Source organism: Anaerolineae bacterium (genome assembly GCA_016931895.1).
GTDB lineage: Bacteria > Chloroflexota > Anaerolineae > 4572-78 > J111 > JAFGNV01.
Window position 1 is genome coordinate 31,496 of the sequence record JAFGDY010000036.1, and the last position, 26,776, is coordinate 58,271.

The following is a 26,776-nucleotide window of genomic DNA, read 5'->3' on the forward strand; positions in this document are numbered from 1 at the left end:
GAGTTCGTAATCTAAATTTTTGTAACTTCTACCGCCAATCCTTAACTGGCCCCTCTCGGCCATAATTCCCCGCCGCAATCACCAAATCAAAAACGTCTACCAGGCCATCGGCCGTGATATCGGCAGAGGGATCATGGCCGTTGTAACGGAGGGCAATAAAAGACAGGTCAAAAATATCAATCAAACCATCGCCGGTCACATCGCCGCCGGGCAAGGTGATCACGCCCAAATTGCCTGCGGGCATGTTGTGCTGGCCCGTCAGATAACCGGATTGAACCACTTGCAAGTATGGCTGATTCTGCCCGGCAGGCAATGCCGCAATTTCAAAGTAGCCGCCCGGGCCGGTGGTCGTGGTTGAGGCCGTCGCCAGCGCAGCGGCGCAGGGGCCTTCACTCAAAAGGATTTGGACGCCGCTGTGGTCGGTGCGGCCCTGCAATAACACGGTTCCTGAAACGGCCGCAGCCTGATGGCCGGCAACCCGGCTGACCGCGGCCAACGCATTTACGCGCGGAGTTATCCGGCCGTTGCGGCTGTCGGTGATGGGCACGCCGGTTTCAGCCAAAATTGTTTCAATTTCAAGGGGGGTCAGAGCGGTGTTGGCGGACAACATCAAGGCCGCCACGGCCGAGGCGTGGGCGGTGGCCATTGACGTGCCGGACTCGCGGCGCTGGCCGCCGCCCAGGGCGGTTGAGTCAATCACTGCGCCGGGCGCAAGCAAATCCAGGGCGGGGCTGCTGTTACTGATGCAGGTTACCTGGTCGGCCGTGGTCTGGGCATCGGTACAACCGCCCAACGTGACCGGACCCAGGTTAGCATCATAAGTGCTGCCCACGGCTATCACGCCCGACACGCAGGCCGGGGCCATCATCTGGTTGGCCAATCCTTTGTTGCCCGCCGCCGCAAAAATTGTAATCCCGGCTTCCCTGGCCGCCTGAATCGCCTGGGTATACAGTTGAGTGTTGGCATCGGCATTATCACAAACCCCGCTATACGCGCCGCCGCCCAGGCTCAGATTGATAACTTTTACCTTGAGTTGGGATTGATTGGCTATGATCCAATCAATCCCGGCAATAACATCGGAGGTGAAACCGGAGCCGCTATCGCTCATCACTTTCACGGCAACCAGGCCCGCATCCGGGGCGCCCCCCCGCGGGGCGCTCTGGCCGCGCCCGCTGATGATACCGGCCAGGTGGGTGCCGTGGCCATGGCCATCCCAAGCAAGATCACCTTCAGCCGTATTATCAGGGGGACAAATACCGTGGCCAAAACATTTTTGCGCCACCAGGTTGTCGGCCAAATCCGGGTGAGTAGGATCAAGGCCGGTATCCAGCACCGCCACATTTACCCCGGCCCCGGTGAAACCCAATTGGGCCCAAACAGAATCGGCCCCAATCAAAGCCACGCTCTCGGTTAAGGCCGCCTCCACCGGCAGATCGAGGGCGACGGCTTCTACTTCGGGCCGGTTGAGCAAAATCTCCAGACCCGGGGCCGTCACCTCACCCACCAGGCCGGGCAAAGTTTCAAACCGTTGAATCGGGCGAAAGTCGTGAAGCGGTAAGGCGGCCACCACTGACTGTTGGGCCTGGGCCACTGCCTCTACTGACAAGCCGGTGGCAGGCCCAGGCTCCGCTGTCCGCAAGACAACAATCACTCTAACCGATTCGGCTTCATCCAGAGCTGCGGCAACATCGGCTGCATCCGGCGTTTGAGCCTGAGCAGAATTGACCGGCTGTTTTATAAAAGAAAACAACGCCAGCATCAGGATGGTTAAGCTGATGACGGCGGTTTTTGTGCCACAAATAAAAGGACGTATTTCCACTGAACATACCTTTGTTGTATGTCTGCCAGGCAAACAGCAGATACAACGCAAGAACAATTGGCTTTTCTACCGAATAGAGGCCCTCAAGGTTTCAGAAACCTTGAGGGTCTCCCTCGTCCTGACTGAACTGGGGGACAATTGACCGGCCCTGGGATACCGGGGATAAGTCGCCGGATTGTCTAAACTACTGCTTTGAGGCCAGGTCAGGAGTTTTGCTTGAACGCGCTGGGCCGGGAGCCGGATGGCCGCACCGGCGGTCGTTGGCCCGGCTGGCGGGTTTGGGCCGGCGCGGACGACTTGTTAGATTTGCCGCTGCCAAGCACAATCAAACCACCCAAGAGCAAAACACCCAAAAGCATCACCACCACCGCCACAATCCACCACGGAAAGTCGCTACCGCCGGCAGCCGGGGGCACGTCAGCCGTAGCCGGCGCTGCCGCCGCTTCACTTTCGCGGCCAATGTTCAGGCTGCCGGTTTCGGCGGGGATGGTTTGCAAATTAGAAGAAACCAGTTTGGCATGCTCCACGTTAACCACGGAGGGGCTGGTTTGCAGCACCTGAAAGGTCACCCGGGCCAGGGGACCTTGCCCGCTCACCGGCGGGGCCGGGTTGAGCAAGGTCATGGCAAAGATGATTTGACCTTCGGCTTCATCCACCTTGTTGGCCACCACAAACCCCTGATCGGCGGGCAACAGGGTGCCGGTTTCAATTTGGATGCCTTCTTGCTCGGCGTTCAAATCCTGCACCGCCAACACCGCCGGGTCATACTTCACCCGAAATTCGGCCCCATACAGGTCGGTCACATTTTCCAGCACCACGTCTACGGTCAGGGTATCATTGGTTGATTCAACCGGCTCCAAGTAAACCCGCACCCCGCCCTGGGCAAACGCCAGCGAGGAGAAGGTCAACAGTAGAGCCAAAATAATCAAGACGGAAAAAGTTGATTTTAGGGAAAGTTTTTTCATTTTTATTACCTCCCAGATTTTTTTTGCCGGCATCGTAAATTGCCGTCTAACGAAAGAATTGAGGAGTGTGGAATGAATTCCACACTCCTGTTTTACATCTATTGCGTGATGCTCCATGCCGTTTATAATTCGCCAACAAGTTCGCAAAGCCACGGATTGTCGGCAGAGGTTTGGCCAAAGTTGGCCGCCATCAAAATCAAGTCCAAAATATCCACCACCCCGTCAACGTTCAGGTCGGCCACTTCGCCGGAGGCGGTGCTGCCAAAAACCAGGCCAATGGCCGTGGCGTCCACAATGTCAATTTCACCGCTATCGTCAATATCACCGGCCAACAGGGTTACATCGGCCAGGAGAGTCAGGGCGTCGGCGGAATGGACCACGTCTGCGCACGTAGCCGCCAGGAAACCGGCGCTGTTAGCGACGACATCGTAGGTGCCGGCCGGGGCATCTTCAATTAAAAAATGACCCGCGCTGTCGGTAGTAGTTTCCAGAGAGCCACCCACATTGCCATAAGCGGTCACGGTATGACCGGCCTGATTATTTGCGGCGCGGCCCTCAACCATCACGTCGCCGGCCATGTCGCCCTCGCCGTTGCCGCCATGCTCACGGATGATCACTTCCAGGTCAACCAGACCGGCCACAGGCACTTCAATGCCGCCTTTGGCTCCCAACTTGGCGCTCTGCAAGTGAATAACCGTTGTTGCGCCTTCGGGTGGTTCGGTAGGCCCCACGGCTTCAAAGGTGAGGGTGGCCAGCACCACATTGCCCAACAAATTCTCAACATCCCCCTTGCGACTGGCTGCGTATTCGACCATACCCGCCGATGCATCAATCTCATCTACCGCCACAATCACCGGCTCCATTGCTGAACCGGGCGTAAGACTACCCTCTACGGCTTGCAGGTATTCAACTTCATAACCAATTTCAAATTGGCCGCCAAAAATACCGGGGTCTTCAACATTTTCGGCTACAATAGAAACTCTAAAGGTGTCGCCAACATAAAATACGGGCGTGCTGCCGATTGCGGCAGTAGAAAAATCATCTTCGACAGGGACAATTTGCACCGACATGCCGTTATCCTCCGCCGCTGGTTCCTGGGCAGCCGCAGGGCTAACCGATGCTTGAATCCAGACCAAACTACCCAAAGCCAGGAGCAGAGCCAGAAGCAGCGGTAAGGTCAAGACTCGATGGAAAATGTTGCGTCTGAGTATCATGATTTTTTTCTCCTTCTACACATAGGATTTATTAAAATATATTTTCACTCCCCCTCGGGGGGGTTGTTAACAAGGCTACGCAACAACCGGGGTGCTGGTTAACCTTTACCAGCCAGACCTTTAGGTTTATGAAACCCTAAAAGTCTTTAGACCACCGGACCCCGGCGGATTAATCCGCCTGTCGAAGCATATTTTCAACTGTTAAAGAACTATACTCCTACCCCAAATAGAAATGGCTCAAAACGCACGTCGTTGGGGATAGGAGAAAAAAACAAAAAAGGCTGCGCTTACGCTTGCGTTCAACAAATAGTAAAAATAAGTTGTCAGGCGCAGCAGCAAGCAAGCCCGGAATGACCAAACTTGAACCAGAATCTGACCAACAGATTCTGACCCAAAAATATTCTCTTGACTGAACAAGGTGTGTTGCTTGATAGCAGCGGCAGAGGAAGCCGCCCGGTGAGGACAAAACCAACCCAACTTAATGGCTTTACGAGCCAACATTGCCAGACATTTTTGAGAAAGACCGAGCAAAAAATAATCTTGTCCAGAATATTCTGGCAACAACAAATTTGATTTAACAAACAGGTTTGCCATACCCAGGCCAAACCGGCCGGGCAGAGTCAAAAAGTGGCTCATTGCATTAAACCATTGAATTGAGTTGGTAAAGAACAAGGCAGAAATTTTTTCTTGAGGTGAATACGGTAATTTCTGCCAGATTTATTAACAAACAAAGCATAACACGATTCAACCTCTTTAACAATAGCGATTCGGTACCACTATTCATTAACATTCGCCCAAGGGCTAAAAAATACGTTGGCCGCCCCAAATAGGTGCGCCATTAAAAATGTGGTATAATCCGCTCAGCAATTCCCCTGCTCAAACAGGAAAATTAATTCACAAAAAGACCCTTTGCATCACAGCCGCAACATCTTCACCCCAAACAAGGAGGTTGCATGTGAAGCTGCACGAATACCAATCCAAACGAATTTTCTCAGATTATGGTGTCCCCATCCCCGAAGGAGAGACAGCCACCTCTCCGGCTGAAGTGCGTCAAATAGCCAAACAAATCGGCGCGCCGGTGGTGATCAAAAGCCAGGTATTGGTGGGAGGCCGGGGCAAGGCCGGCGGCATAAAACTGGCCCAAAATCCAGATGAGGCCGAAAAGTTGGCCGAACAAATCCTGGGCATGTCCATTAAGGGGCTAACCGTGGATACGGTGCTGGTTGACCGGGCTGCCAACATCAAACAAGAATTTTACCTGGGCATTGTGATTGACCGCGCCCGGCAAAAACCGGTGATTATTGCTTCCGCCGAGGGGGGAATAGAAATTGAAGAAGTGGCCAAAAACAAGCCGGAGGCCATTATCCGTCTGCCGGTAGACCCGCAAATTGGCCTGCTGAATTATCAGGCCCGCGATCTGGCTTTTAACCTGGGTTTGCGACGCGCCTTTATCAATCAATTTGTGCAAATCATCAAGGGCCTCTACCGGGCCTTCATCCATTCAGATGCCAGCCTGGCCGAAATCAATCCGCTGGTGGTGACCGAGGAAGAAAAATTGCTGGGCGTTGACGGCAAAATTGTACTTGACGACAACGCCCTCTTCCGCCATCCTCACCTGGCCGAATTAAGAGACAGCCAGGAAGAAACGCCGGCGGAAAGAGAAGCACGGCAAGCCGGCTTGAGCTACGTTAAGCTTGATGGTGAAATTGGCTGTATGGTCAACGGCGCCGGGCTGGCCATGGCTACTATGGATATTATCAAACGCTGCGGCGGCGAACCGGCCAACTTCCTTGACATCGGCGGCGGGGCCAAAGCCGACAAAGTAGCCGTCGCCTTGCGCATCATCCTCAGCGACGCCAGGGTGAAAGCGGTTTTGTTCAATATCTTTGGCGGCATTACCCGCTGCGACGAAGTGGCGCATGGTATTCTGGCCGCCCTCAACGAGGTGCAAACTGATGTGCCTATGGTAGCCCGCCTGGTAGGCACCAATGAAGAAGAGGGACGCCAAATATTGGCCCAGGCCAATTTCCCCAGCGCCTCCACCCTGGGCGAGGCGGCGCAAAAAGCAGTGGCCCTGGCCCAGGGAGCATAGGAGGAAAAAATGAGCATTTTAGTTGGCCAAGATACCCGCTTACTGGTGCAGGGCATTACCGGGCGCGAGGGCGCTTTTCACACGGAACAGATGAAGACTTATGGTACTAATGTAGTGGCCGGGGTTACGCCGGGCAAAGGCGGCGACTGGATACACGGTATTCCCGTCTTTGACACGGTCAAAGAGGCCATCAACGCCACCGACGCCAACACCAGTATTATCTATGTGCCGGCTCGTTTTGCCGCAGACGCCATTATGGAAGCCGCCGATGCCGAGATAGCCTTGATCGTCTGCATTACCGAAGGCATTCCGGTGCTGGACATGATTAAGGTGCAAAGTTTTCTCAAGGGCAAAGGAACGCGCTTGATTGGCCCCAATTGTCCCGGCGTAATTACCCCTGACCAGGCCAAAGTAGGGATTATGCCGGCTCATATTCACCAGCCGGGCAGCGTGGGCCTTGTCTCCCGCAGCGGAACGCTGACCTACGAAGTGGTGCAAGCCCTGACGGACAAAGGGATCGGCCAGAGCACCGCCGTAGGCATTGGCGGCGACCCCATTATTGGCAGCACTTTTATTGACATTTTAAGACTGTTTGAAGGCGACCCCCTGACCGACCAGGTGGTGCTCATTGGTGAAATCGGCGGCACGGACGAACAAAAAGCCGCCCACTTTATTACCGAACAGATGAACAAGCCGGTAACGGCCTTTATTGCCGGCCGCACCGCCCCGCCGGGCAAACGCATGGGGCACGCCGGAGCCATTATCGAAGGCGGCGAAGGCACTGCCGAGGAAAAAATCAAAGCCTTTGCCGCCGTTGGCGTAAAAGTGGCTGAACTGCCAGAGGAAGTGGCGGACATTGTCGCTAAATTGATGTAGCCGGTTCGTCAATGATGAAAGACCAAGACTTAGCCAAAAATATTAATTCCACCCTCTATCCCAACCGCTGGATAGCCGTTGTGCGCGGGCGGGTGGTTGGCGTTGGCTTGACCGCCCAACAAGCCCATCGCGCGGCCAGACAAACCCGCCCCAAAGACAAGCCCCAACTTTTTTTGTCAATGCCGCCGGAGAAGTTGAGAAAGGAAACCTCAACAAACCGGGATAAGCTAACAAAGTAGCAGGGTAGCAAATTTTTACCTTGCGACCCGCTGTATATTGCAAATGAACCTCAAACCGTTAACCGCAGGGTGGCTTAATAACCACCCTCTTTTACAAAAAACTGCTGAATTTGCCCAGGCCCGCCAACTGGAAATCTATCTGGTAGGCGGAGCGGTTCGTGATCTTCTGTTAGGGCGCGAATCTATTTTTGATCTTGATTTTGCCGTGCCTGCCGATGGGCTGAGGATAGCCCGCCAGGTGGCTAATGCCCTGCACGCCGCCTTTTACCCCCTGGACCCGGAACGGGGAACGGGCCGGGTAGTTTACGAAACGCCGGGGAGATATGGCCCTGAAAAAAGATACCTGGATTTTGCCGCCTTTCGCGGCCCAACGCTGGTGGATGATCTGGCCGACCGCGATTTTACCATCAACGCTATGGCCTTGAGCCTGATCGGCCCACCTCAACTGATTGACCCCTGGCAAGGCCGGCGCGCTCTGGAAATGGGTCAAATTCAGGCCGTTTCGGCCAACGCTTTTAAGCACGACCCGGCGCGCGTGCTGCGTGCCGTTCGCCAGGCCGCCGAATTTGGTTTTGCCATTGAGGCCAAAACGCAGCAACTTCTACGCCGGGCCGCGCCCGGTTTGGTCGCCATCTCCCCGGAACGACAGCGCGACGAGTTATTCAAATTGCTCAACACCCCGGCCCCCGACCAAGCCGTTCAGGAGTTGCGCCGGTTGGACTTGCTGCCGCACATTTTGCCGGAGGTGGCGGCAATGAGCGGCGTTAGTCAAACCCCACCGCATCACCTGGACGTGTTTGACCATACCACGGCCGCTTTGGCAGCCTGGGTTCATCTCAGCCGGGCCAATTTTCCCGGCCTGGCGCTTGACCTGCCAACCAAAATTAAAGAATACTTGAATGAACCCCTGGCCGGGAACGTGACCCGGCAAAATTTGCTGCCCCTGGCCCTCTTGTTGCACGACACCGGCAAACCGGCCACGCGGGTTCAAAAAGTTGAAGCGAAATATCCTAAAATCAGCTTTTTGGGTCATGAAGGGGAAAGTGCTAAAATGACGCGCCAGATTATGAACCGGCTTCATTTTAGTGGACAGGCCATCGGTTTTGTGGAAAAGGTGGTGGCGCATCACATGCGCCCTTTATGGTTGGCGCAAGAGGGCCAGGCCATCCGTCGGCGGACGGTTTACCGTTTTTTTAGAGATACGGCCGGGGGGGGCGACCAGGCCGGCCCGGCAGTGGTCCTTCACGCTCTGGCCGACCACCAGGCGACTTACCCTCCTGGCCAGGGTCAAGCTGAGGCCCAGACCCTGCTGCTTGTGGCCAATGAACTGATCACGGCCTATTTTGAACAATACGAGCAGGTGGTTGACCCGCCGCCTTTGCTCAACGGACGCGATTTAATCAATGAATTTGGTTTGACCGAAGGGCGGCTCATTGGTCTGCTGCTGAACCAACTCAGAGAGGCGCAGGCCACCGGCCAGGTGCAAAGCAAAACCGAAGCATTGGCCTTTATCAAAACGCTGCCCGATTTTTTGCAGGATAAGAAGTAGTCCAACCGTTCCACGGAACAAAAGCAATATATTTATGTCCACCCACGATCACGTTTGGTTGCCTACATCTGTGGACCAAGTACTGAAGGGAACATCAACTGTGGCTAAGCTCGTGATTTATGAAGAAATAGACGGCGCAGAAACGGTTTTTGAAGATTTTGAGCTTTCTATTGATAGAATCCTCGTCGGTTCGGGGCCGGATAATCACCTGGTCCTGGACGCGCCGGAAATAGATTCGGCCCACGCCAGCTTGGAGCTGCGCAACGACCACTGGATTTTACAAGACCTGGGCGGGCCGGGCGGCACTTTTGTCAACAACAAAAACATTGAAGGACCTTACCGCTTGCAACATAACGATTTGATTACCGTGGGCCGTATAAAAATGAGGTTTGTGGATGAAGGGTGGGCGGTGGAAATAGAACAGGAGGAGGTTTTTTCCGAGGAGGAGATGGCCGAGGATAACAACGCCCCTATCAGCGGCCGGATTTGGTTTGCCACGCTGGCGGGCGGCACGTTGGCCGTTATTTTCATCATTTTGCTTCTGCTGGTGGTGGCCGACTTTTTAGGGGTAATTAAGATCACCGACCTGCTGCCGTGGTTGTGAACCAACCTGAGAATTTTCTATCCGCCGTCGGCGTAAACGGCCAGCACAATTTGGGGGGTAATGTTGGCCTCAATGTAAGCGGCCAACAAGAGCATGGGTATTACCAAAAAAACAAGCACTTTGACAAAGTTGGCCAGGGTCAGGATAAAACCCTGCCCCACGTCCAGCCCTTCGGGCGGCGAGATCAGGGCTGCTCCAATACGGAGGGAAAAAGTGAAGCCGATCAAAACAGCCGGGATCTCCAAAATACCGTGCGGTAAAATAAAAACCGTGACAAAGAGCCAGGGATTGTAGCCCAGCATCACAATCTCGCTGATAACAAAACTGACCAAACCCACGTTGATGAGGGTCAACAGCAAGGCCAGCGCCCCAAAGGAAAAGGCACTGACCACCACGGCCAAAACCATCACCCGCAAATTGTTGAAAAATATAAAAGAGGTATTAATTTTGGGCAAGAGCCGCATCTTTTCAATTTTGGCAAACGTATCCGCCGAAATATCGTGTAGGGGGAAAGCCTGGGAGGGGATAGGGTATTGTTGCGCCAGAAACACGCCCAAGATCACGGCTGCGACACCGGTCATACACACCACCGCAAAAGGCAATGCCTGCTGTTTGAGCAGCACCGGAATATCGTGGCTATAGAAACGGAATGGATTAAACCTGGCCACCTGGTGGTCAGAACGCCTGGCCGCCAATTCCGGCGGGCGCAAAAAGTAACCCCAAAAATCTCGCCAGGTTTTTTTAAAGCTCAATTCATCCAGTTCTTTGGATAAAATTTCCTCTCGATTAAAAATGCGAATCCCCATACGCACCAACAACAGATTGACCACCACCAGACCGGCCACAAACCACCACAGCGCGGTGTATTCGGCATAAAACATAACCACACTTTCCACCTGGATCAACAAAGCCATCGGGATGATGATGAAGCTGGCCAGGAGATTGGCGGCCCGGACGCTGGTGGTTTGGCTGGAAACAACCACCGCGCCCGAAACCATCACCAGGGCTTCGACAGTGGTGAGCAAAAACATCAAAACAACCAAATTGAGGGACGGGATCCAGGCGGGCGTGGTGGTCAAACGCATCACCAGAAAAACGCTAATGCCCAGGTAGCTGGCCAACAGGGGCAACAGTAACGAGGACAGCATTTTACCCAGGTAAAGCTCCAAATCGCTGACCGGCATTGACAAAATAGGTTCAATGCTATTGCGCTCTTTTTCGCCCACAAAGGACTCAAGGGCAATGATCAGCGAAAAGGAGATGGGGAAAAAGCCAACAACCATCAACAAAAAAGGATTGATCCGTTCAACCAGGATGGGGTCGGTGAATTGCGAAACCCAGTTGGTGGCCCACCGGGAGGTGAAGTCCATTAAAAAGGGAAAGAGAAGGGTTAAGATAATAATGGGAGACACGATCCGCCAGTCGCGCAGATTGTCGCGTATTTCCCGGCGGGTAATAACCAGGGCGGTTTGCAAACCGTTGCGTTCCAGGCGGGGGATGGGATATGCAGTCATCATTTATTTCCTACAATAAACTCAAAAACACGGCAGTGGTTCAATTGTTTCAACCACCTGGCCGGTTTCAACAATACGCAAATAAATTTCTTCCAACCCACGCGGCACTTCACTGAGCGTGACCACGGGGATATGTTGTTGGGCCAGTTCAGCCAAAAGGCGGGGGTTGAATTCAGCCGGGTCGGGCACGGTGTATCTGACCCAATCCTGACCGGCCGCCACTACGTTCACTCTATCGGCCAGTTGGTCCACCAAACCGTTCAAGGAACCGGCCAGGCGAATTTCCATCAGGGGATCTCCCAGCAGGCGCTGCCTTAGTTCTTGCGGCGCGCCCTGGGCAATGATTTGCCCCTGGCGGATAATGGCAATGCGGTCGGCCAATTGTTCGGCCTCGGCCAAATTGTGGGTGCAGATAACAATGGTTCGCTTGCCCTGGCGCAGGCCGGCAATTGAGTCGCGCACCAGTTTGGCGCTTTGGGGGTCCATGGCCGAGGTTGGTTCGTCTAAAAACAGCACCCGCGGGTCGTGCAGCATAGCCCGCACCAGGGTCAGCTTTTGCTTCATACCTTTGGAATATTTGCCGACCTGCTTGTCGTGCGCGTTCCACAACTCAAAACGCCGCAAAAGTTCTTCGCTGCGCTGCCGGATCATGTCCGCCGGCATACCCTGCAATTCACCAAAAAAACGCAAGTAATCCAGTCCCGTCATGCGCAGATAAAGGCCGGGAAATTCCGTCAACAAACCAATCACCCGGCGCACGGCTTTAGCCTCTTTCACCGTATCATAACCGGCAATGCGGGCATAGCCGCCGGTGGGTTTGAGAATGGAACCCAGGATGCGCACCGTGGTTGTTTTACCGGCCCCATTTGGCCCCAGCAGGGCCAACACTTCCCCCTCCGCCACATTCAGCGAAACATTGCTCACCGCAACAAAATCGCCAAACGTTTTGGTCAGATTAACGGCTTCTATCATCAGGTTTACCTCGCAGGTGGCTGGTAGTATGGTTATCTTAGCCTATCTTTCTCTAGTGTAGCTTGAAGGGAAAGGGTTGTCAATAGTATTGCGTTCTTGGCTGATGGAGATAAGGCAACAGACCGCAAAACGCAGGGCCATCAAGTGTGAGTGTAACACATCCCTTCTGAATCTGTTCGACCTAAGCCTGACCAAAGCTTGACGCTTTTGGACGAGGAAGCGCAATGACAAGCGGGGTTTAACAATTCGGGGCCGGCGAATGGGGACAATGAACTGCTGCTTTTTTCGGTTGAAGCAGCACAGTTAAAACAGCACCCAAAAGCAATAACAAATTACAGGCTAAAAATCACTAACAGGGCCGCCACCGACACCAGGCCAAACTCCGCTATGGTCCGCCGGGAGAATTTGCCCCCAAGCTGTTGTTGGGCCAGGCCGGTCAAAACATAAAAAATTAAAAGTAGGAACAAGCCCACGCTCAAGGTGCTGGCCCGCCAATAATTCAAGGCCCAGGTGAGTTGGGCCAGGATCAGGCCAATGACGGCGGCAAATAACCACGTTTTAGAGAGAGCGCCGGGCTGCCGCAGAAGCGACAAGGCCAGCATGCCTCCCACTAACAACATCCCGGTGGCGCTCAAGGCGCTGCGCGCCCGGCTTTGATAAATAATGAGAAAGAAGGCCAGCGCCAAACCATACCCCATCAGTTTTTGCCACAGGTAAGCCCAGCGAGACCCCTTTTCAGCAGACCCCACTTGCCGAAACTCGGCCATAACGGTCAGCCAGAGCAGTAAGCCCACCCCCGCCAAACCGACGCCCCAACCCAGGGGATTGGGGGCCAGGCCCAGGGTTTGGGTAGCCAAAATCACCAGCAAACCCGGCAACACCCAAAAGGGAGCCAGATAACTCAAACGCCGGTCAGGAAGGGCCGGATGCGCGCGAATGATCGTGTCGGTCCCGGCCATCACCATCCCTGCCAGTAAAATAGCCATCAACCACTGCCGCGAGGAATTCAGCGCCAGCGGCGTGGCAAAAAGGGTTAGCGTGGTCAGGCGCGCGGGAAATTCAAGCACAAAATAAAGCGCCAGGCCAATCAAGGTCAAACTAACAACGGCGCTAATTCTTTCGTATACAGGCATGATAGGACCTTAAGGCAAAAGGCTTATTCCGGTTCGGGTTAGGCAAGAAACAGCTTTTTGCATATAATTATTCAACCCGGTCATTCTAAATCGGACAAGGTAGTTTGTCAATCATGCCCCAGCCAGAAGACGCGCCCCAAATTTCAAGCAGAATCAAAAATTTTTTGCCTTCTCTTGAAATTCATAATTTGTTTGGGAGTCTCATCATTATTTTGCCGTTCCTGCTCTTCTGGCGCTGGGTGTTCAAAAAAGAAGTTCTTTTTTGGGGCACGCCGCTATTCCAGTTTTGGCCCTGGCATCAGTTGGTCAAAACAAGCGTGCTGGCGGGCGAATGGCCGCTTTGGAATCCGCTGTTGGGGAACGGCACCCCCCTGTTGGCCAATCTGCAAAGCGCTTTTTTTTATCCGCTTAACCTCTTGTATTGGCTGATGCCGGTGGAACACGGCTTGACCTTCTCCGTGATTTTACACCTGATTCTGGCCGGCTGGTGGATGTATCTCTACACCCGGCAGGTGGGCCTGTCACCTTTTGCCGCCACCTTATCCGGCTTGACCTATCTGGGCAGCGGCTATTTGATTGGGCGGGTCCAGTTTGTGACCATGGTCAATGCGGCGGCCTGGTTGCCCCTGCTGCTGCTTTTGAGCGAGCGAATGGTTACTCGGCGTGCCAACAGCACTATTTTATGGTTGGGCCTGGCGCTGGCAGTCCAATTTCTGGCCGGTCACGCCCAGCTTTGGTTTTATGGCTTGTGGCTGTTAGGCGCTTATCTTATCTTTAGGAGTTGGCAGGCAGCAGCATCGCCAAACCACGGGGCGACAGGCCAACCAAACCCAAAACACAGACCACGCTGGTGGGCCGTAATCCAGGGCTGCTGGCAATTTGGCCTGGCCGTTGGCCTGTCTCTTTTGCTGGCGGCGGGGCAACTTCTGCCCGCCGCCGAATTTATGCTCCAATCGCCGCGTAGCAGCGGAGCAGCGACGGCTTTTGCCCTGACTTATTCCTTTTGGCCCTGGCGACTGATCACGCTGCTGGCCCCCAATTTTTTTGGCCATCCGGCCCAGAACAATTACTGGGGCTATGCCAATTATTGGGAAGACCACGCCTACCTGGGAGTCTTGCCCCTAGTGCTGGCCCTGGCGGCAATTTGGCATTACTTTAAAACCATTTTCCAACAACGTCCCCAACCGGCCCCTCCCCAACGCCCGCCCTGCCAACAGATCGTACCTTTTTTTGCCATGCTCATTCTGGCCAGCCTGATTCTGGCCATGGGCTGGAATACACCCATCTACTTGTGGGTATTTGACCACGTGCCCGGCTTTGCCTATTTTCAAGCACCCGCCCGGCTGTTAATTTGGTATACCCTGGCCGGGTCGGTTCTGGCGGGGGTGGGGGCGCAATCTTTTACCCTCTCCCCCCAAAGCCGGCGACACTGGCGACGGCTGCTGCTGGCCTGTTTGGGCCTTAGCGCCGCCGGTCTCATAGGCCGGATATTTCTCTCAGGCCGGGAGTTTACCTTTTTGAACGCCACCCTTTTGTTGGGAGTGCTATTGGCCGTCTCCATCATCATCCTGTTGAACCGTCCTCCCTCAAAGACTGTCACGTCGCGCCAAGAAATACTCTGGTCGGGGCTGGCTCTGCTTTTTGTGGCGTTCGATTTACTCTGGTTTGCCTTTCCCCTCATCCATACCTTGCCGCCCGAAATTTATACCCGGCCTATCACTAATGCTAATTTTCTTGACAACCGGCCAGGCCCCAACCGCTTTTTGGTTGACGACCAATTTGATCACTCCCTAAAATACAATCACTACTTTCGTTTCAACACTTTTGGCCCCCTTGAGCTGGGCTACTGGCAAAATTTCAAAGAATCGTTAGTTCCAAATTTGGGCGTTTACGCCCATCTGCCCTCGGCCAACAACGACGACCCCCTGGTGGTTGGCCGCTGGCAACAATTGGTCAACCTGGCCCAAAATGCCGATCCAGCACAACGCGCCCGGTTATTGGCCTTGATGAACGTGGGCCATTTTATTGATGATTCTGTCCAAAACACGTGGCCGGTGATTTATCAAAATGAAACGATGGTGATACAGCGGGTGCCCGATCCGCTGCCCCGCGCCTATTTTGTGGGCCGGATTTATCAAGCTAAAACCGAGGTGGATGTATTGCATCAACTCACTGCCCCTAATTTTGACCCTCGCCGCGAAGTGATTATCATGGATACCAAATCCAACTTGCGGATTGACAAACAGGGCTTTTCTTTAACCAAAGTTGGGCCGGTTAGGGTCAACGAACAGGGTGCAACTCAGATCTCACTTTCAGTTGACGCGCCCGCCGCCGGATTTGTCGTGTTAACCGATACGTTTTATCCCGGTTGGGTCGCTACGGTTGATGATCGCCCCGCCCCAATTTGGCTGGCCAACCTGGCCTTTCGCGCCGTAGCCGTTGGCGCCGGAAAACACGAGATCGTGTTCAAATACCGGCCGCTCAGTTTTGCGGTAGGGTTGGGCATAAGCAGCTCGACCCTGGTTATGGTAGTAATTATTGTGGCTAAACTCTGGCCGGTTTCTCAGCGGCCTTTATCTCAAAAAGGAAATTTCTCTTGATTATCTCAACCTTTCTCTACGCTCTGCTCGGCTGGCTGGTGGGGGTGGCCGTCAATCATGCCGCCGATATTTTACCCAAGCGCCAAACCATCCTTCAGCGGCCAACCTGCCCCATTTGCGGCTCATTCCGCCCTTACCGGGGATGGAGCGCCCTGACGGCCCTTATCACCAAACAACACACGTGCCAAACATGCCGGCAGCGCCATCCCTACCTTATCCGCTCTCTGATCATTGAACTGGGCACGGCGCTTGTTTTTGCCTTTCTGCTGCAAAGATATGACTGTTCGTTCAATCTGCTGCTTGTCACGCTTTACACCACTATTCTCATTCTGGTGACCATTACCGACCTGGAACACCGGCTGATCTTTAACGTGGTCATATTGCCCGCCATCCTGTTTGCCGGGGCGGCTGCTTTTTTTACGCCGGGGCTGGCCTGGCCGGCGGCCCTGGCGGGCGGCGTGAGCGGGTTTATTATCAGCTACCTGGCGGCGCTTGTTTCGCGGGGCGGCCTGGGCGGCGGGGATGTCACCCTTTCTACGTTTTTGGGCCTGATTTTGGGTTTGCCCTACATTATCTTAAGCCTGGGTTTTGGCGTTTTCCTGGGCGGTTTTGTGGCCTTTTTATTGCTAATCACCCGCCGCGTGGGACTAAAAACGTATATTCCCTACGGGCCTTTTTTAACCATCACCGGCTGGATCATGCTGGTTTGGGGCGATGAAATATGGCAATATTATTTTTGGTAAGGGAGAAGATGCGTTAATGACAAAACAGGTACGCGCCCGCATTTTGATCGAGGGCCGGCTCCAGGCCCTAAATTTCCGCTACAATACGCAACAACAGGCCAAAAAATTGGGCCTGGCCGGCTTTGTGCGGACCCTCTCAGACGGGCGCATTGAAATAGAAGTGCAAGGCGACGAGGCTAATGTTGAAACCATGTTAGCCTGGTGTCAGGAGGAACCCCAGAGCAGCCAGATCAGAAGCATCTTCTACCGCTACGATGAACCCAGTGAACGTTACTCTGGCTTTAACGTGCGTTAAGCTCTCCAGCCCCTATACTTGGGATGGTCGTTACCAAGGGGTAATTCAACCACTTGTCCGGTTTGGGCAGAGTGATAAATAGCCGTAATCAATTCCACCGAGGCGCGGGCCTCAACCAGCGTAACCGGGAGTTTGGTATTCTGCCCTAAAGCCTGGTAGAAACGATAGAACTGTCCCCCAAATCCTTCGGGCAGCGGTTGAAAACAGGCCAGTGTTTCGTGGATTTGTTGCGTCAGTTCCGGCGAGTCGCCGGTAAAGGTCCAGGGATCGGCAGTGTTGGCATAGGGAGCGGTGTTGCTTTCGGCGGTCAGATTGCTAAAACAAAACCGATGCCGGCTAATTTCTGCCGCCGAGCCGGTCGTCACCGCCAGGGAGGCCAAGGAACCATTAGCCATCTCCAAAGAGATAGCGGCGGAATCCTCGGTTTCAACGGGATTGACCAGCGTGGCCGTGCGGGCAAACACACTTTTGGCCGAGCCAAGAATGTAATAAAGCACGTCGTGGGCATGCACGGCCAGCGTAACCAGGGCGCCACCCAACTCTGTGGCCCATTTACCGCGCCAGGGCACTGCGTAATATTCCGACCGCCGCCGCCAGGCTGTTTCTACCGTGGCCAGGTAGGCCCGTCCCGCCATACCTTGCTCCACCAAAAACTTAAGCTTCTGCGCGCCGTGGCCAAAGCGGTATTGAAAAATGGGCATAACTCGTTTGCCGGCTTGGGCTTCAGCCTGAATGAGGTCGTCCATTTCCTTGAGCGAACCGGCAATAGGTTTTTCACAGATAACGTGTTTGCCGGCTGCCAGAGCTTGCCGGGTTTGGGCAACATGAAGATAGGATGGGGTGCAAATGTCAATCACGTCCACCTCGGCCATGGCGCACAAGGCGGCAAAATCCGGCGCCACTCGTGAAATTTTATACTTCTCCGCCAGATCACGGACTTTGGCTTCATCAAGGTCACAGACGGCCGCCACCTCAAATTGCTCCGGCAAACTTTGAAAAGCATGGATATGATGCTGGCCAACACCACAGCCGGCCACCCCCACTCTCAATTTATCACTCATCTCTAAACCTCATAGGCGGACGAACGACCAACATGGATCGCGGTCTTTGGTGAACGTCCGAAAATAAATTAAAAAGTTGGTCCTTGGTCGTTGGTCAATTATTTGTTGGTTGAATTAAGATTTGCGCTACAGATGACCCAAGCGGATGGCCTGCGCTTGAGCTTTTAAGGCCAGTTCCGCAGCCAAAAAACAGTGCGCCTGTGACATTGCAGTTTCGGTGCGGTTGATAATATCGTTGACCAATTGCGGGCCGTAAGGCAGATGAACCTCGTTGCAGTCAAAATAATGCGTCCCCTTTTGGTCAACCAGGAAAAGATGGTTGCCGCCGGGCCGACCGGCAATATCGCAATATTTGCGCAATTCCAAATAGCCTTCAGTGCCCAGAATGGTCAGGCGACCATCGCCCCAGGTATCCAAGCCATCCGGCGTATACCAATCCACCCGCACGTAACCCGTGCCGCCGTTGCCCCGCACCAGGACCTCGCCAAAATCTTCCAATTCTGGATATTGCGGGTACTTGTAGTTGGCCACCTGCGCCGAAACCACCTCGGCCTCAGTGGAGCCGGTGAAAAAGAGAAATTGGTCCAACTGGTGGGAAGCGATGTCGGTGATGATACCGCCGTATTGGGCGCGGCGGAAGAACCAGGCAGGACGGGTGGACAACCTGGCCCGATGCGGTCCCAGCCCTACCGTTTGCACAACCCGGCCAATGGCCCCAGCCTGAACCAGTTCGCCAGCCTTGACCGCGGCCCCCACTTCAAAACGCTCACTGTAACAGATGGAATAAATACGGCCGGTTTCGGCCTGCACGCGGCGAGCCTCGGCCAATTGGGCCAGGGTAGTGAAGCCAGGTTTATCGCTCATAAAATCCTTGCCATACTGCATGGCCTTTATGCCCAGCGGCGCTCGTTCATTGGGAATACCCGCTGTAACAATAAGTTGGAGGCGCTCATCCTCCAAAATCTCCTCCGGGCTGCCCGCCAGCCTGGCCTGGGGATACTTGGGCGCAAACTCGGCCAGCAGGTCCGGCTCTGGGGCGTAAAAAGACTCAAACTGGGCGCCCGCGCGCAGCAGCAAATTTACCTGGCCATAAATGTGGCCATGATTAATGCCAATTACGCCAAAACGAATGAGGGGAGGGGTGGTCATAGAACTTTATCCTTCCTGGGCCAGCTTGGCCCGTACTTTTTCCACCAGTTTCATGAACCGGCGGCCATACTCCAAGTAATTGCCGTATTTAACTTCATCTTCCGACTGAACCGCGTCGTTGTGATAAACAACCGCCAGATGCGGCTCGATGGAAAAACCGCCGTCATACCCGCGCTTCAGCAAATCTTTAACAATTCTTTCCACATCGCCATCTCCTTCACCGGGAAAGGTATGTTCCGCCGCAGGGAAAATGCCATCCGTCTCCCCGATGTATCTGGCATCTTTGATATGAACGTAATGGACAAATTCTTTTACATTTGTGTAAAACTCCCAGGAGCTTTGTTTGCGGTAAGGTTTGGAGCCAATTCGGCGATAAGTAAAAACCGGGTTGCCCGTATCAAAGACCAGTTTAAAGTTGGGCGAGTTGACGTTATCCAAAAGCTTGAGGGTGTGCTCGTGCGACAACCCCCCATAATTCATACAGTTTTCATGCACATAGATAACCCCCGCCTCCTCACACAGTTTAACCAGATACTTCACCTTCTCAAAAATAATCTTTTCCAGGGCCGGGCTGTCCGGCTCTTCATCTCTGGTCACGGCAAAGCTCATTCCCCGGAGCATCTTTGTGCCCAGTTGGCACATGCGGGGAATCGCCCGTTTGAGGGCAGTCACACTGTATTGAAAATCCTCCTCGCAACGCGGGTCTTTGCTCCAATTGGCAATGGCGCTGCCAAAACAGTTAATGTTGACCTTCGCCGCCGCCAGTTTGGCGCATACCTCTGCAAATTTCTCGTCTGAGATGTCGGTGAGATTTTCGCCGTCAATGTTTCTTGACTCAATATTTGACCAGCCCAGGGCCTGGGTGGCCTTGATTTGAAGATCAATTGAGGCTCCGGACTCGTCGGCAAAACCAGAATAATACATATTTTGCTCCTTTTATAAGTAGCCCCCGCCCTCTCTCCCAATGGGAGAGGGGAGTCGCGCCAGCGACGGGGTGAGGGCCTTTCGTCGCCGGTGATGAAGCCGGGGGATCGTGATAACTCCTTTTAAACGCCTGGCGCATCTCAACCAAGCAACGGCCTCACCCACTGCACAAACGCCGGAAAAACAACTTCCGGTTCCGGCAAATCAGGATGCCAGCGTTTTTCGTGCTCAAACAGCAACCAACCCTCATAGCCATTTTGCTTGAGCAAATTAATGGCTTCGGCCAGAGGCAGTTGGCCCTGGCCCGGCAAAACGTAACGCCAGCCGTCTGGCATTGCCTGCGCGTGGTTGGGCTGGTACACGGCATCCTTAACGTGAACGTACCCTATCCGCGGGCCAATGGCGGCATAAGTTTCCGCCGGTAACTCGCCGCCCACGCGGGCCGTATGGCCCATATCCCACAATGCGCCAAAGGCCGGGTTGTAAATACTGTCTAGTAATAAGCGGCAATCCTGCGACCGGATCCAATTGTCGTGGGTTTCAAAGAGCCAGTGTAAATCCTGGGCGCCGGCCAGGGCCAGGATTTGGGCTATACAATCCCGGCCAATCCGGGCCAACTCTGGCCGTTCCATTTTATTTAAATCGCCGCCGCCAAATATCCTGATATTTTTAGCGCCCAAATTGTGCGCCACAGGGATGGTCCGCTTGGCTTCCTCAATATTGTCCGGCAATTTTCCCGGGTCGCAAACCTGGATGCTGGAACTAATCCCGCTAACCTCCAAACCGGCGTCGGTAAGTTTTTGTTTGGTGTTTACAACGCCCGTGGTAAACTCCGGCAGTTTGGTCACGTCAATTTCGGCCAACAGGCCGCGGAAGTCAACCCCGTCAAAACCATATTCCCGCCCTTTGGCGCAAATTGTGTCTAAATCCCACTGGGGACAGCCCAGAGTCATCATACTGATTTTCATTTTCTGCTCCTTTTAATGGAACGATCTGCTCATATCGGCATTGGTGGTTTCTATTGTTGGCGCAGTTTTTTGGAATTTGGAGCGCCGGATGAGGGCCTGCAATTTTTCTTCGTAAGCGTCCTCATCAAAGGGGATGTCCACCGTTTTCTTTAGAAAAGAAGAAAGCATGATGGCATTACCCAACATTACTGAATTGAGGCCCTCCGCGGCGGGAGCAATCAACGTCTCGCCGTGCAAAATGGCGTTGGCAAAATTTTCAATGATGAGGCTATGTCCCGGCTGGCCGTGGTGTTTAAAGGGCACGTCCATTACCCAATTTTCAACCTTGTCAAAGCTGCCTGTGGCTTCCCGAATAAATTTGAACGTGGATTGGCGATTGCGGTAAAACGTAAGTTTGCCGTTTTCAAAGATCAGTTTTCCGTTCTCGCCCACCAGCTCCAACCGATTTGTGCCCGGGGATTCGGCGGTGGTGGTGATAAAGTGGCCGACCGGCCCATGATCATACTCAAAATAGGCGGTCACTTCATCTTCCACCTCAATGTGATGATATTTGCCAATGGCGGCAAAGCCGGTGACGCGCCGGGGCATGCCCACAAACCACTGGTAGAGATCAAGATTATGCGGGCATTGATTGAGCAGCACCCCGCCGCCTTCCCCGGCCCAGGTAGCCCGCCAGCCGCCGCTATCGTAATAAACTTGCGGCCTGAACCAATCGGTGATGATCCAGGTGGCCCGCACCAACTGGCCCAACTCGCCGCTGTCAATCAAGTCTTTGATTTTCAGGTAATGGCCATAGGTGCGTTGCATAAACATAGCCGAAAAGACCAGGCCGGGATATTTTTCTTTGGCCAACTCGTAGGCGGCAATCATTTTACGGGCATCTTTAGCATGCGCGGCAATTGGCTTTTCTACCAACACGTGCGTTCCCTGAGTCAAAGCGGCAATGCTGATGGGGGTGTGGTCATAATGAGGCGTGGCAATCAGGATGGCGTCCAAATCCGCGCCGGTCCGCAAATCCCGGTAATCGTAATAAGCTTTCACCCCATATTGAGCCGCCGCCATGTCGGCTCTAGCCCGGTCAATATCGCAAACAGCGACCAACTCGGTGTTAGGCAAATCATTAACGTCCCTGGCGTGCGGGCAACCCATATTGCCCATGCCAATAACGGCTATTTTAACTTTTTCACGCATCAAATCGTCTCCTTGGCCAAATTCCATGGGCGGCCTTGCGTCCGTTCCTTCGCCTGCGCTCAAAACAAGGCGTAGAGTCGGTTGATGATGAGGATAGTAACCCAGATTGGGCCGCAAGGCAAAATGAACCCGCCGGGTTACAGTAAAAATCCGGCTTCAGGAAGTGATTATTGAGGCATAATTTTGACATTCAAGGCAGGAGCGGTATGGTAATAGGGTAGGCTAGAATTGAGGAGTTTAAACAATGAACAAAATCTACTTGGTCCAAAGAGGCTGGTGGGCCATGATCCTGTTGATTATTTTTCTAACCCTCCCCGGCTTAGGCCAGGCGCAAAATGGGGGGCAGGTCTACATTATTCAACTCAACGATACCCTGTGGAAATTGGCCGAGAAGTATTTGGGGGACGGCAACGCTTATCCGCTGATTATTGAGGCCACGGCAAGCCGGGCGGCCGCCGATCCTTCTTTCACCCCCATTGAGAATCCCGACCTGCTCCATCCCGGCCAAAAAGTCTGGATACCGGATGTTTCAACGACTATAACCACACTGAACGCCTCTACTCCCTCTTCACCTGCTCCGTCTAAAACCGGCGCGCCTACGGGACATATTGCTTTTAGCTTTTGGAACAACAGCCCTACCCGCTGCACCTACGAGGTGAATATTGTCAGCGTAGCCGACTGCCTGCAAAGCCCAACGCAATGCCAGGCCATCCGCCGGATTATGTCCCTCAACAACATCAGCGAACCGGCCCTCTCACCGGACGGTTTACGCCTGGCTTTTAGAGGGTGGGGAGAACCGGCCGACCCGGACAGCCCCTATCTTCACTGCGCCCCGGCCCATCCCGTCCGCTCTTTAGGTGTGACCACGCTTGACGGCACAGAGTTTATGGGCCTGGGCGGTTTTTGGGAAGACGCCCATCCCGATTGGTCACCGGACGGAGAGCGGCTTCTTTTTGACAGCGGACGCAACGGCGACGGCGTCACCCGCCTTTTTCTGATCAACGCCGACGGCAGCAACGAGGAAGAACTGCGGATTGCCGGCCAGCAGCCCGCCTGGGCGCCCGATAACGAGCGGTTTGTTTACCGGGGCTGCGACCTGACCGGCAATCGTTGCGGGTTATGGCTGGCCCTGGCCTGGTCGGTAAAATCATGGGACACCGGGAACAATATGCTTGGCCCTCTGCTTGAGGAGGCCGAAGCGGCCCATCCCGACTGGTCGCCGGTGGCCGCTGAGATTGTTTACCAGAGTCCGGCCAATGGGAATTGGGACCTTTACCTGATTAATCCCGCCGGCACGGGGCGGCGGCAATTGACCCACGATCCTGGGGTGGAGGGCCTGCCAAGCTGGTCGCCTGACGGCGAGTGGATTGCCTACGTAGCTTATGATGGGGTGAACTGGAGCTTGAGAATTGTCAACCGCGAGGGCACGGATGACCGCCTTGTTTTTACTTACGACGGCGGTTTTTACGCCTTGCCCAAAGCCGCTGAACCCTACGGCGTGCGGAATTGGTTGGACGAGCAGATTTCGTGGTCAAGATGAAAAAATGACGATAGATGCGATAGGACAACTTTCCAAAACAAATTCAGGTGCGCCGCCCGGTTTTTGGCTAGAGTTCCTTAACCGCCCGCTCAATCCGCGCCAACGCCCGCTGAATATTCTCAATTGAATTGGCATAACTGAAACGCAGGTAGCCCTGGCCGTAGCTGCCAAAACAGTCTCCATCCAGAACAGCCACCCCGGCCGTTTCCAAAAGATAGTTGGCCAGGGGTTTAGAGGGCATCCCCACGCCCTGGACGTTGGGGAAAGCGTAAAAAGCCCCGGCCGGTTCAGGGCAACGAAAACCGGGGATTTGGTTTAGGCCGTCAACAATCACCTGACGCCGTTGTTGAAAGGCGGCGACCATTTTGGTTACATTGTTTTGAGGGCCTTGCAAGGCGGCCATACCGGCGTATTGGGTAAAAGCAGCGGTGCATGAATTGGAGTTGACCATCAATTTAGTGATCTGCTCGGCCAATTCTATTGGCATCACGCCATACCCCAACCGCCAGCCGGTCATGGCGTAAGTTTTAGAAAAACCATCCAGCAGAATGGTACGAGCTTGCATCTGGGGCATAGAAATGAGGCTAAAGTGTTGGCCGGTGTAGAGAATTTGGTTATAGACCTCGTCGCTGAGGACCATGATGTCGCGCTCGCAGGCAACTTCGGCAATAACGTCTAAATCTTGTTGGATGAGAACGCCGCCGGTGGGGTTTTGGGGCGAGTTGATGATAATGAGCCGGGTCCGGTCGGTAATCAGGCTGCAAAACTCATCCGCATCAAAACGAAAATCCTTTTCCTCACGCAAGGGCAAAGCCACCGGCCTGGCTCCCACAAAATTTATCATTGATTCGTAGATGGGAAAACCCGGATTGGGATAAATCGCCTCGTCGCCAGGCCCCAGCAGGGCCAGGATGGCAAAAAACATGATCGGTTTGGCTCCCGGCGTAACCACCACCTGCGCGGGTTGGACCTTAACGTGGCGGCTGCGACTGACATAGTCGGCGATGGCCTCACGCAGAGCGGGAATTCCGGCGGCGGGGGTATAGTGAGTTTGACCCTGATGCAGAGCCTGCACCGCGGCCTCAATAATGTGGGGGGACGTGTCAAAATCCGGCTCCCCGATTTCCAGGTGGATGATGTCTTGCCCTTGAGCCTCCAGGGCTTTGGCCCGGGCCAGCACCTCAAAGGCTGTTTCCGAACCGAGCCGGTTCATTCGTTGCGCCAGTTGCATCATGTGTCTCCTGTACCATCATCTTATTAAAAATCTGTTAAAACGCCAATAAAAGTCGCGCTCGATGGCCGCCTGGGAAACAAGCAACTGGAGTTTCAATTTTTCGCCCGGCTGCCAGCGCATGGCGTGACCGGCCGGGTAAACTGAACCGTCGCCGGTTTTCTGGGAAAGAGCAATAAATTCGTAATTCATGCTACTCCTCCCCTAACCGCAACACGCTCATAAACGCCTCCTGGGGAATCTCCACGCTGCCGATCATTTTCATCCGTTTTTTGCCCTTTTTCTGTTTTTCCAAAAGTTTGCGCTTGCGCGTGATGTCGCCGCCATAGCACTTGGCCAGCACATCCTTGCGCAACGCCTTAACGGTAGCCCGGCTAATAACCTTTTTGCCCAACGCCGCCTGAATGGGCACCTCAAACTGCTGGCGGGGAATGACCGCTTTGAGTTTGCTGACCAACTTCTGGCCGCGCTGGTAAGCCTGGTTGCGATGCACAATAATGCCCAGGGCATCCACCGGCTCGCCGTTGACCAGCACGTCCAGTTTCACCAGATCGCCCGGCCGGTAATCGTCAAACCGATAATCCAGCGAGGCATACCCTCGCGTTACGCTTTTCAGTTGGTCGTAATAATCCACAATCATCTCCGACAGCGGCAGTTTGTATTCCATCAGCACCCGCGTCTCGTCCAGGTATTCCATCTGCAAAAACTCGCCGCGCCGCCGGGTGGTGATCTCCATTACCGGGCCAATGTAGTCGGCGGGGGTAAATACACTCAGGCGCATCCACGGCTCGGCAATGCGCTCAATCAGGTTAGGGTCGGGCAGGTCGGCCGGGTTGTCAATGATAAGGGTGTCGCCGCTGGTTTTCACCACCTGGTAGGCCACGCTGGGCGCGGTGGCCAGCAAATCCAGATCATACTCCCGTTCCAGACGCTCCTGGATAATTTCCATGTGAAACAATCCCAGGAATCCCACCCGGAAGCCAAAGTTCAGGGCCTGGCTGGTTTCCGGTTCATACACCAGGGAGGCATCGTTGAGTTGTAATTTTTCCAGGGCGTCTCTCAGTTCGTTGTAGTCCTCGGCCTCGGTGGGATAGAACCCGGCAAAAACCATGGGTTTGATGGGCTTGTAGCCGGGCAAAGGGGTCACCTGTGGCTCCCCCTCTGGCAGGGCCAGGGTGATAGTATCGCCCACCCGCACGTTGCGGATGGTTTTTAAGCCGGTGGCAATGTAGCCCACTTCCCCGGCGCAGAGTTGGCCAATAGGCTGCATGCCGGGCCGAAAAATGCCAATTTCCAACGGCTCCGGGGTGCGGCCGCTGGCCAAAAAATATAGAGCATCGCTTTTTTTTAGCTGACCGTCCACCACCCGCACGTAGGCAATCACGCCCTTGTAGGCGTCGTAGTGGCTGTCAAAAATCAGGGCGCGCAGGGGCGCGTCGGGTTTGCCTTTGGGCGGCGGGACCCGCGCCACCAACCGTTCCAGCAATTCGCTCACCCCCTCCCCTGTTTTGGCGCTGACGGCCAGCACATCCAGCGCGTCAATGCCCAGCAAATCCTCAATTTCCTGAGCTACTTCGTCGGGCCGGGCCGAAGCCAGGTCAATTTTGTTGAGTACCGGAATAATTTCTAATTTGTAATCCAGGGCCAGGTAAAGATTGGCCAGGGTTTGAGCCTCGATGCCCTGGGTGGCGTCAACCACCAGAATGGCCCCCTCGCAGGCAGCCAGCGCCCGGCTGACCTCGTAGGTAAAATCCACGTGGCCGGGCGTGTCAATCAAATTCAATTGGTAAGTTTGACCATCCCCCGCGGTATACTGCATCCGCACGGCCGAGGCTTTGATGGTCACGCCTTTTTCGCGCTCCAACTCCATGCCGTCCAACACCTGCTCCTGCATTTCCCGATCAGAGATGGTGCCGGTGGCTTGCAACAGGCGGTCAGCCAGGGTGCTTTTGCCGTGGTCAATGTGGGCAATGATACAGAAGTTGCGAATGTGTGCTTGGTCCATAAACTCCTCATTGACTAACACTTTTAACATTTGACATCCTGAGCATCAAACCATACCTTTATGGCAGGAGACAATCAGATAACGATGACACG

General features: G+C 54.3%; 24 protein-coding genes. 9 read left to right on the forward strand and 15 right to left on the reverse strand.

From position 1 onward, the window contains the following. Positions 1-28: 28 nt before the first annotated feature. From JW953_02975 to JW953_02990, 4 genes are all read right to left on the reverse strand, one after another. Positions 29-1,819 carry a S8 family serine peptidase gene (locus JW953_02975; protein MBN1991639.1) on the reverse strand — a complete coding sequence of 597 codons (1,791 nt, stop codon included), beginning with the start codon at positions 1,817-1,819 and terminating at the stop codon, positions 29-31. Between the two features lie 203 nt (positions 1,820-2,022). Continuing rightward, positions 2,023-2,784 carry a hypothetical protein gene (locus JW953_02980; GenBank protein MBN1991640.1) on the reverse strand — a complete coding sequence of 254 codons (762 nt, stop codon included), beginning with the start codon at positions 2,782-2,784 and terminating at the stop codon, positions 2,023-2,025. Between the two features lie 122 nt (positions 2,785-2,906). Next, positions 2,907-3,998 (reverse strand): hypothetical protein, encoded by a 1,092-nt coding sequence (locus JW953_02985; protein ID MBN1991641.1) that lies wholly within the window; start codon positions 3,996-3,998, stop codon positions 2,907-2,909. 237 nt (positions 3,999-4,235) lie between these two features. Then, entirely contained in the window at positions 4,236-4,592 is a 357-nt protein-coding gene (locus tag JW953_02990) for a hypothetical protein (GenBank protein MBN1991642.1), read from the reverse strand. Between the two features lie 361 nt (positions 4,593-4,953). On the opposite strand from JW953_02990, the gene sucC reads away from it, so the two are divergent. The 5 genes from sucC to JW953_03015 all read left to right on the forward strand — a co-directional run bounded on the left by sucC (position 4,954) and on the right by JW953_03015 (position 9,358). After that, complete coding sequence (gene sucC / locus JW953_02995; protein ID MBN1991643.1) at positions 4,954-6,090, forward strand: ADP-forming succinate--CoA ligase subunit beta; 1,137 nt, start codon at positions 4,954-4,956, stop codon at positions 6,088-6,090. Between the two features lie 9 nt (positions 6,091-6,099). Beyond that, positions 6,100-6,966: a succinate--CoA ligase subunit alpha gene (gene sucD, locus JW953_03000; protein MBN1991644.1), complete on the forward strand. Its 867-nt coding sequence runs from the start codon at positions 6,100-6,102 to the stop codon at positions 6,964-6,966. An 11-nt stretch (positions 6,967-6,977) separates the two neighbouring features. Further along, positions 6,978-7,205 (forward strand): hypothetical protein, encoded by a 228-nt coding sequence (locus JW953_03005; GenBank protein ID MBN1991645.1) that lies wholly within the window; start codon positions 6,978-6,980, stop codon positions 7,203-7,205. A gap of 43 nt (positions 7,206-7,248) precedes the next feature. Then, positions 7,249-8,754: a CCA tRNA nucleotidyltransferase gene (locus tag JW953_03010; protein ID MBN1991646.1), complete on the forward strand. Its 1,506-nt coding sequence runs from the start codon at positions 7,249-7,251 to the stop codon at positions 8,752-8,754. Between the two features lie 100 nt (positions 8,755-8,854). After that, positions 8,855-9,358 carry an FHA domain-containing protein gene (locus tag JW953_03015; GenBank protein MBN1991647.1) on the forward strand — a complete coding sequence of 168 codons (504 nt, stop codon included), beginning with the start codon at positions 8,855-8,857 and terminating at the stop codon, positions 9,356-9,358. A 17-nt stretch (positions 9,359-9,375) separates the two neighbouring features. Here the strand turns inward: JW953_03015 and JW953_03020 are convergent, their stop codons facing one another. From JW953_03020 to JW953_03030, 3 genes are all read right to left on the reverse strand, one after another. Then, positions 9,376-10,875, reverse strand: a complete 1,500-nt coding sequence (locus JW953_03020; protein ID MBN1991648.1) for a stage II sporulation protein M — start codon at positions 10,873-10,875, stop codon at positions 9,376-9,378. An 18-nt stretch (positions 10,876-10,893) separates the two neighbouring features. Beyond that, positions 10,894-11,844: an ABC transporter ATP-binding protein gene (locus JW953_03025; protein ID MBN1991649.1), complete on the reverse strand. Its 951-nt coding sequence runs from the start codon at positions 11,842-11,844 to the stop codon at positions 10,894-10,896. A 332-nt stretch (positions 11,845-12,176) separates the two neighbouring features. Then, positions 12,177-12,977, reverse strand: coding sequence for a hypothetical protein (locus JW953_03030; protein ID MBN1991650.1), 801 nt, complete (start codon positions 12,975-12,977; stop codon positions 12,177-12,179). 113 nt (positions 12,978-13,090) lie between these two features. Between JW953_03030 and JW953_03035 the strand changes: the two genes are divergently transcribed. The 3 genes from JW953_03035 to JW953_03045 are packed head-to-tail and all read left to right on the forward strand — an operon-like array spanning position 13,091 to position 16,615. Beyond that, positions 13,091-15,577: a YfhO family protein gene (locus JW953_03035; GenBank protein ID MBN1991651.1), complete on the forward strand. Its 2,487-nt coding sequence runs from the start codon at positions 13,091-13,093 to the stop codon at positions 15,575-15,577. Next, positions 15,574-16,320: a prepilin peptidase gene (locus JW953_03040; protein ID MBN1991652.1), complete on the forward strand. Its 747-nt coding sequence runs from the start codon at positions 15,574-15,576 to the stop codon at positions 16,318-16,320. The genes JW953_03035 and JW953_03040 overlap by 4 nt, the downstream gene beginning before the upstream one ends. A 16-nt stretch (positions 16,321-16,336) precedes the next feature. Then, positions 16,337-16,615 carry an acylphosphatase gene (locus JW953_03045; protein MBN1991653.1) on the forward strand — a complete coding sequence of 93 codons (279 nt, stop codon included), beginning with the start codon at positions 16,337-16,339 and terminating at the stop codon, positions 16,613-16,615. Here JW953_03045 and JW953_03050 read toward each other — a convergent pair. The 5 genes from JW953_03050 to JW953_03070 form a co-directional block, all read right to left on the reverse strand. Then, positions 16,612-17,676, reverse strand: coding sequence for a Gfo/Idh/MocA family oxidoreductase (locus tag JW953_03050; GenBank protein MBN1991654.1), 1,065 nt, complete (start codon positions 17,674-17,676; stop codon positions 16,612-16,614). The genes JW953_03045 and JW953_03050 overlap by 4 nt on opposite strands. A 126-nt stretch (positions 17,677-17,802) precedes the next feature. Then, positions 17,803-18,825, reverse strand: coding sequence for a Gfo/Idh/MocA family oxidoreductase (locus tag JW953_03055; GenBank protein MBN1991655.1), 1,023 nt, complete (start codon positions 18,823-18,825; stop codon positions 17,803-17,805). Between the two features lie 6 nt (positions 18,826-18,831). Continuing rightward, positions 18,832-19,749: a sugar phosphate isomerase/epimerase gene (locus JW953_03060; protein ID MBN1991656.1), complete on the reverse strand. Its 918-nt coding sequence runs from the start codon at positions 19,747-19,749 to the stop codon at positions 18,832-18,834. Between the two features lie 140 nt (positions 19,750-19,889). Beyond that, the gene (locus tag JW953_03065) at positions 19,890-20,717 is read right to left on the reverse strand and encodes a sugar phosphate isomerase/epimerase (protein MBN1991657.1); all 828 of its coding nucleotides are present in this window, start codon (positions 20,715-20,717) and stop codon (positions 19,890-19,892) included. Between the two features lie 12 nt (positions 20,718-20,729). Continuing rightward, positions 20,730-21,908: a Gfo/Idh/MocA family oxidoreductase gene (locus JW953_03070; protein ID MBN1991658.1), complete on the reverse strand. Its 1,179-nt coding sequence runs from the start codon at positions 21,906-21,908 to the stop codon at positions 20,730-20,732. Positions 21,909-22,152: 244 nt separating this feature from the next. Between JW953_03070 and JW953_03075 the strand changes: the two genes are divergently transcribed. Continuing rightward, on the forward strand, positions 22,153-23,448 hold the full coding sequence (locus JW953_03075; GenBank protein ID MBN1991659.1) for a PD40 domain-containing protein: 1,296 nt from the start codon (positions 22,153-22,155) through the stop codon (positions 23,446-23,448). A gap of 67 nt (positions 23,449-23,515) precedes the next feature. On the opposite strand, the gene JW953_03080 is transcribed toward JW953_03075, so the two are convergent. From JW953_03080 to lepA, 3 genes are read right to left on the reverse strand one after another with little or no spacing between them, the layout of a single operon-like run. Then, positions 23,516-24,679: a pyridoxal phosphate-dependent aminotransferase gene (locus JW953_03080; protein MBN1991660.1), complete on the reverse strand. Its 1,164-nt coding sequence runs from the start codon at positions 24,677-24,679 to the stop codon at positions 23,516-23,518. 18 nt (positions 24,680-24,697) lie between these two features. Beyond that, positions 24,698-24,871 (reverse strand): hypothetical protein, encoded by a 174-nt coding sequence (locus JW953_03085; GenBank protein MBN1991661.1) that lies wholly within the window; start codon positions 24,869-24,871, stop codon positions 24,698-24,700. 1 nt (position 24,872) lies between these two features. After that, positions 24,873-26,684 carry an elongation factor 4 gene (lepA, locus tag JW953_03090; protein ID MBN1991662.1) on the reverse strand — a complete coding sequence of 604 codons (1,812 nt, stop codon included), beginning with the start codon at positions 26,682-26,684 and terminating at the stop codon, positions 24,873-24,875. Between the last annotated feature and the right edge of the window lie 92 nt (positions 26,685-26,776).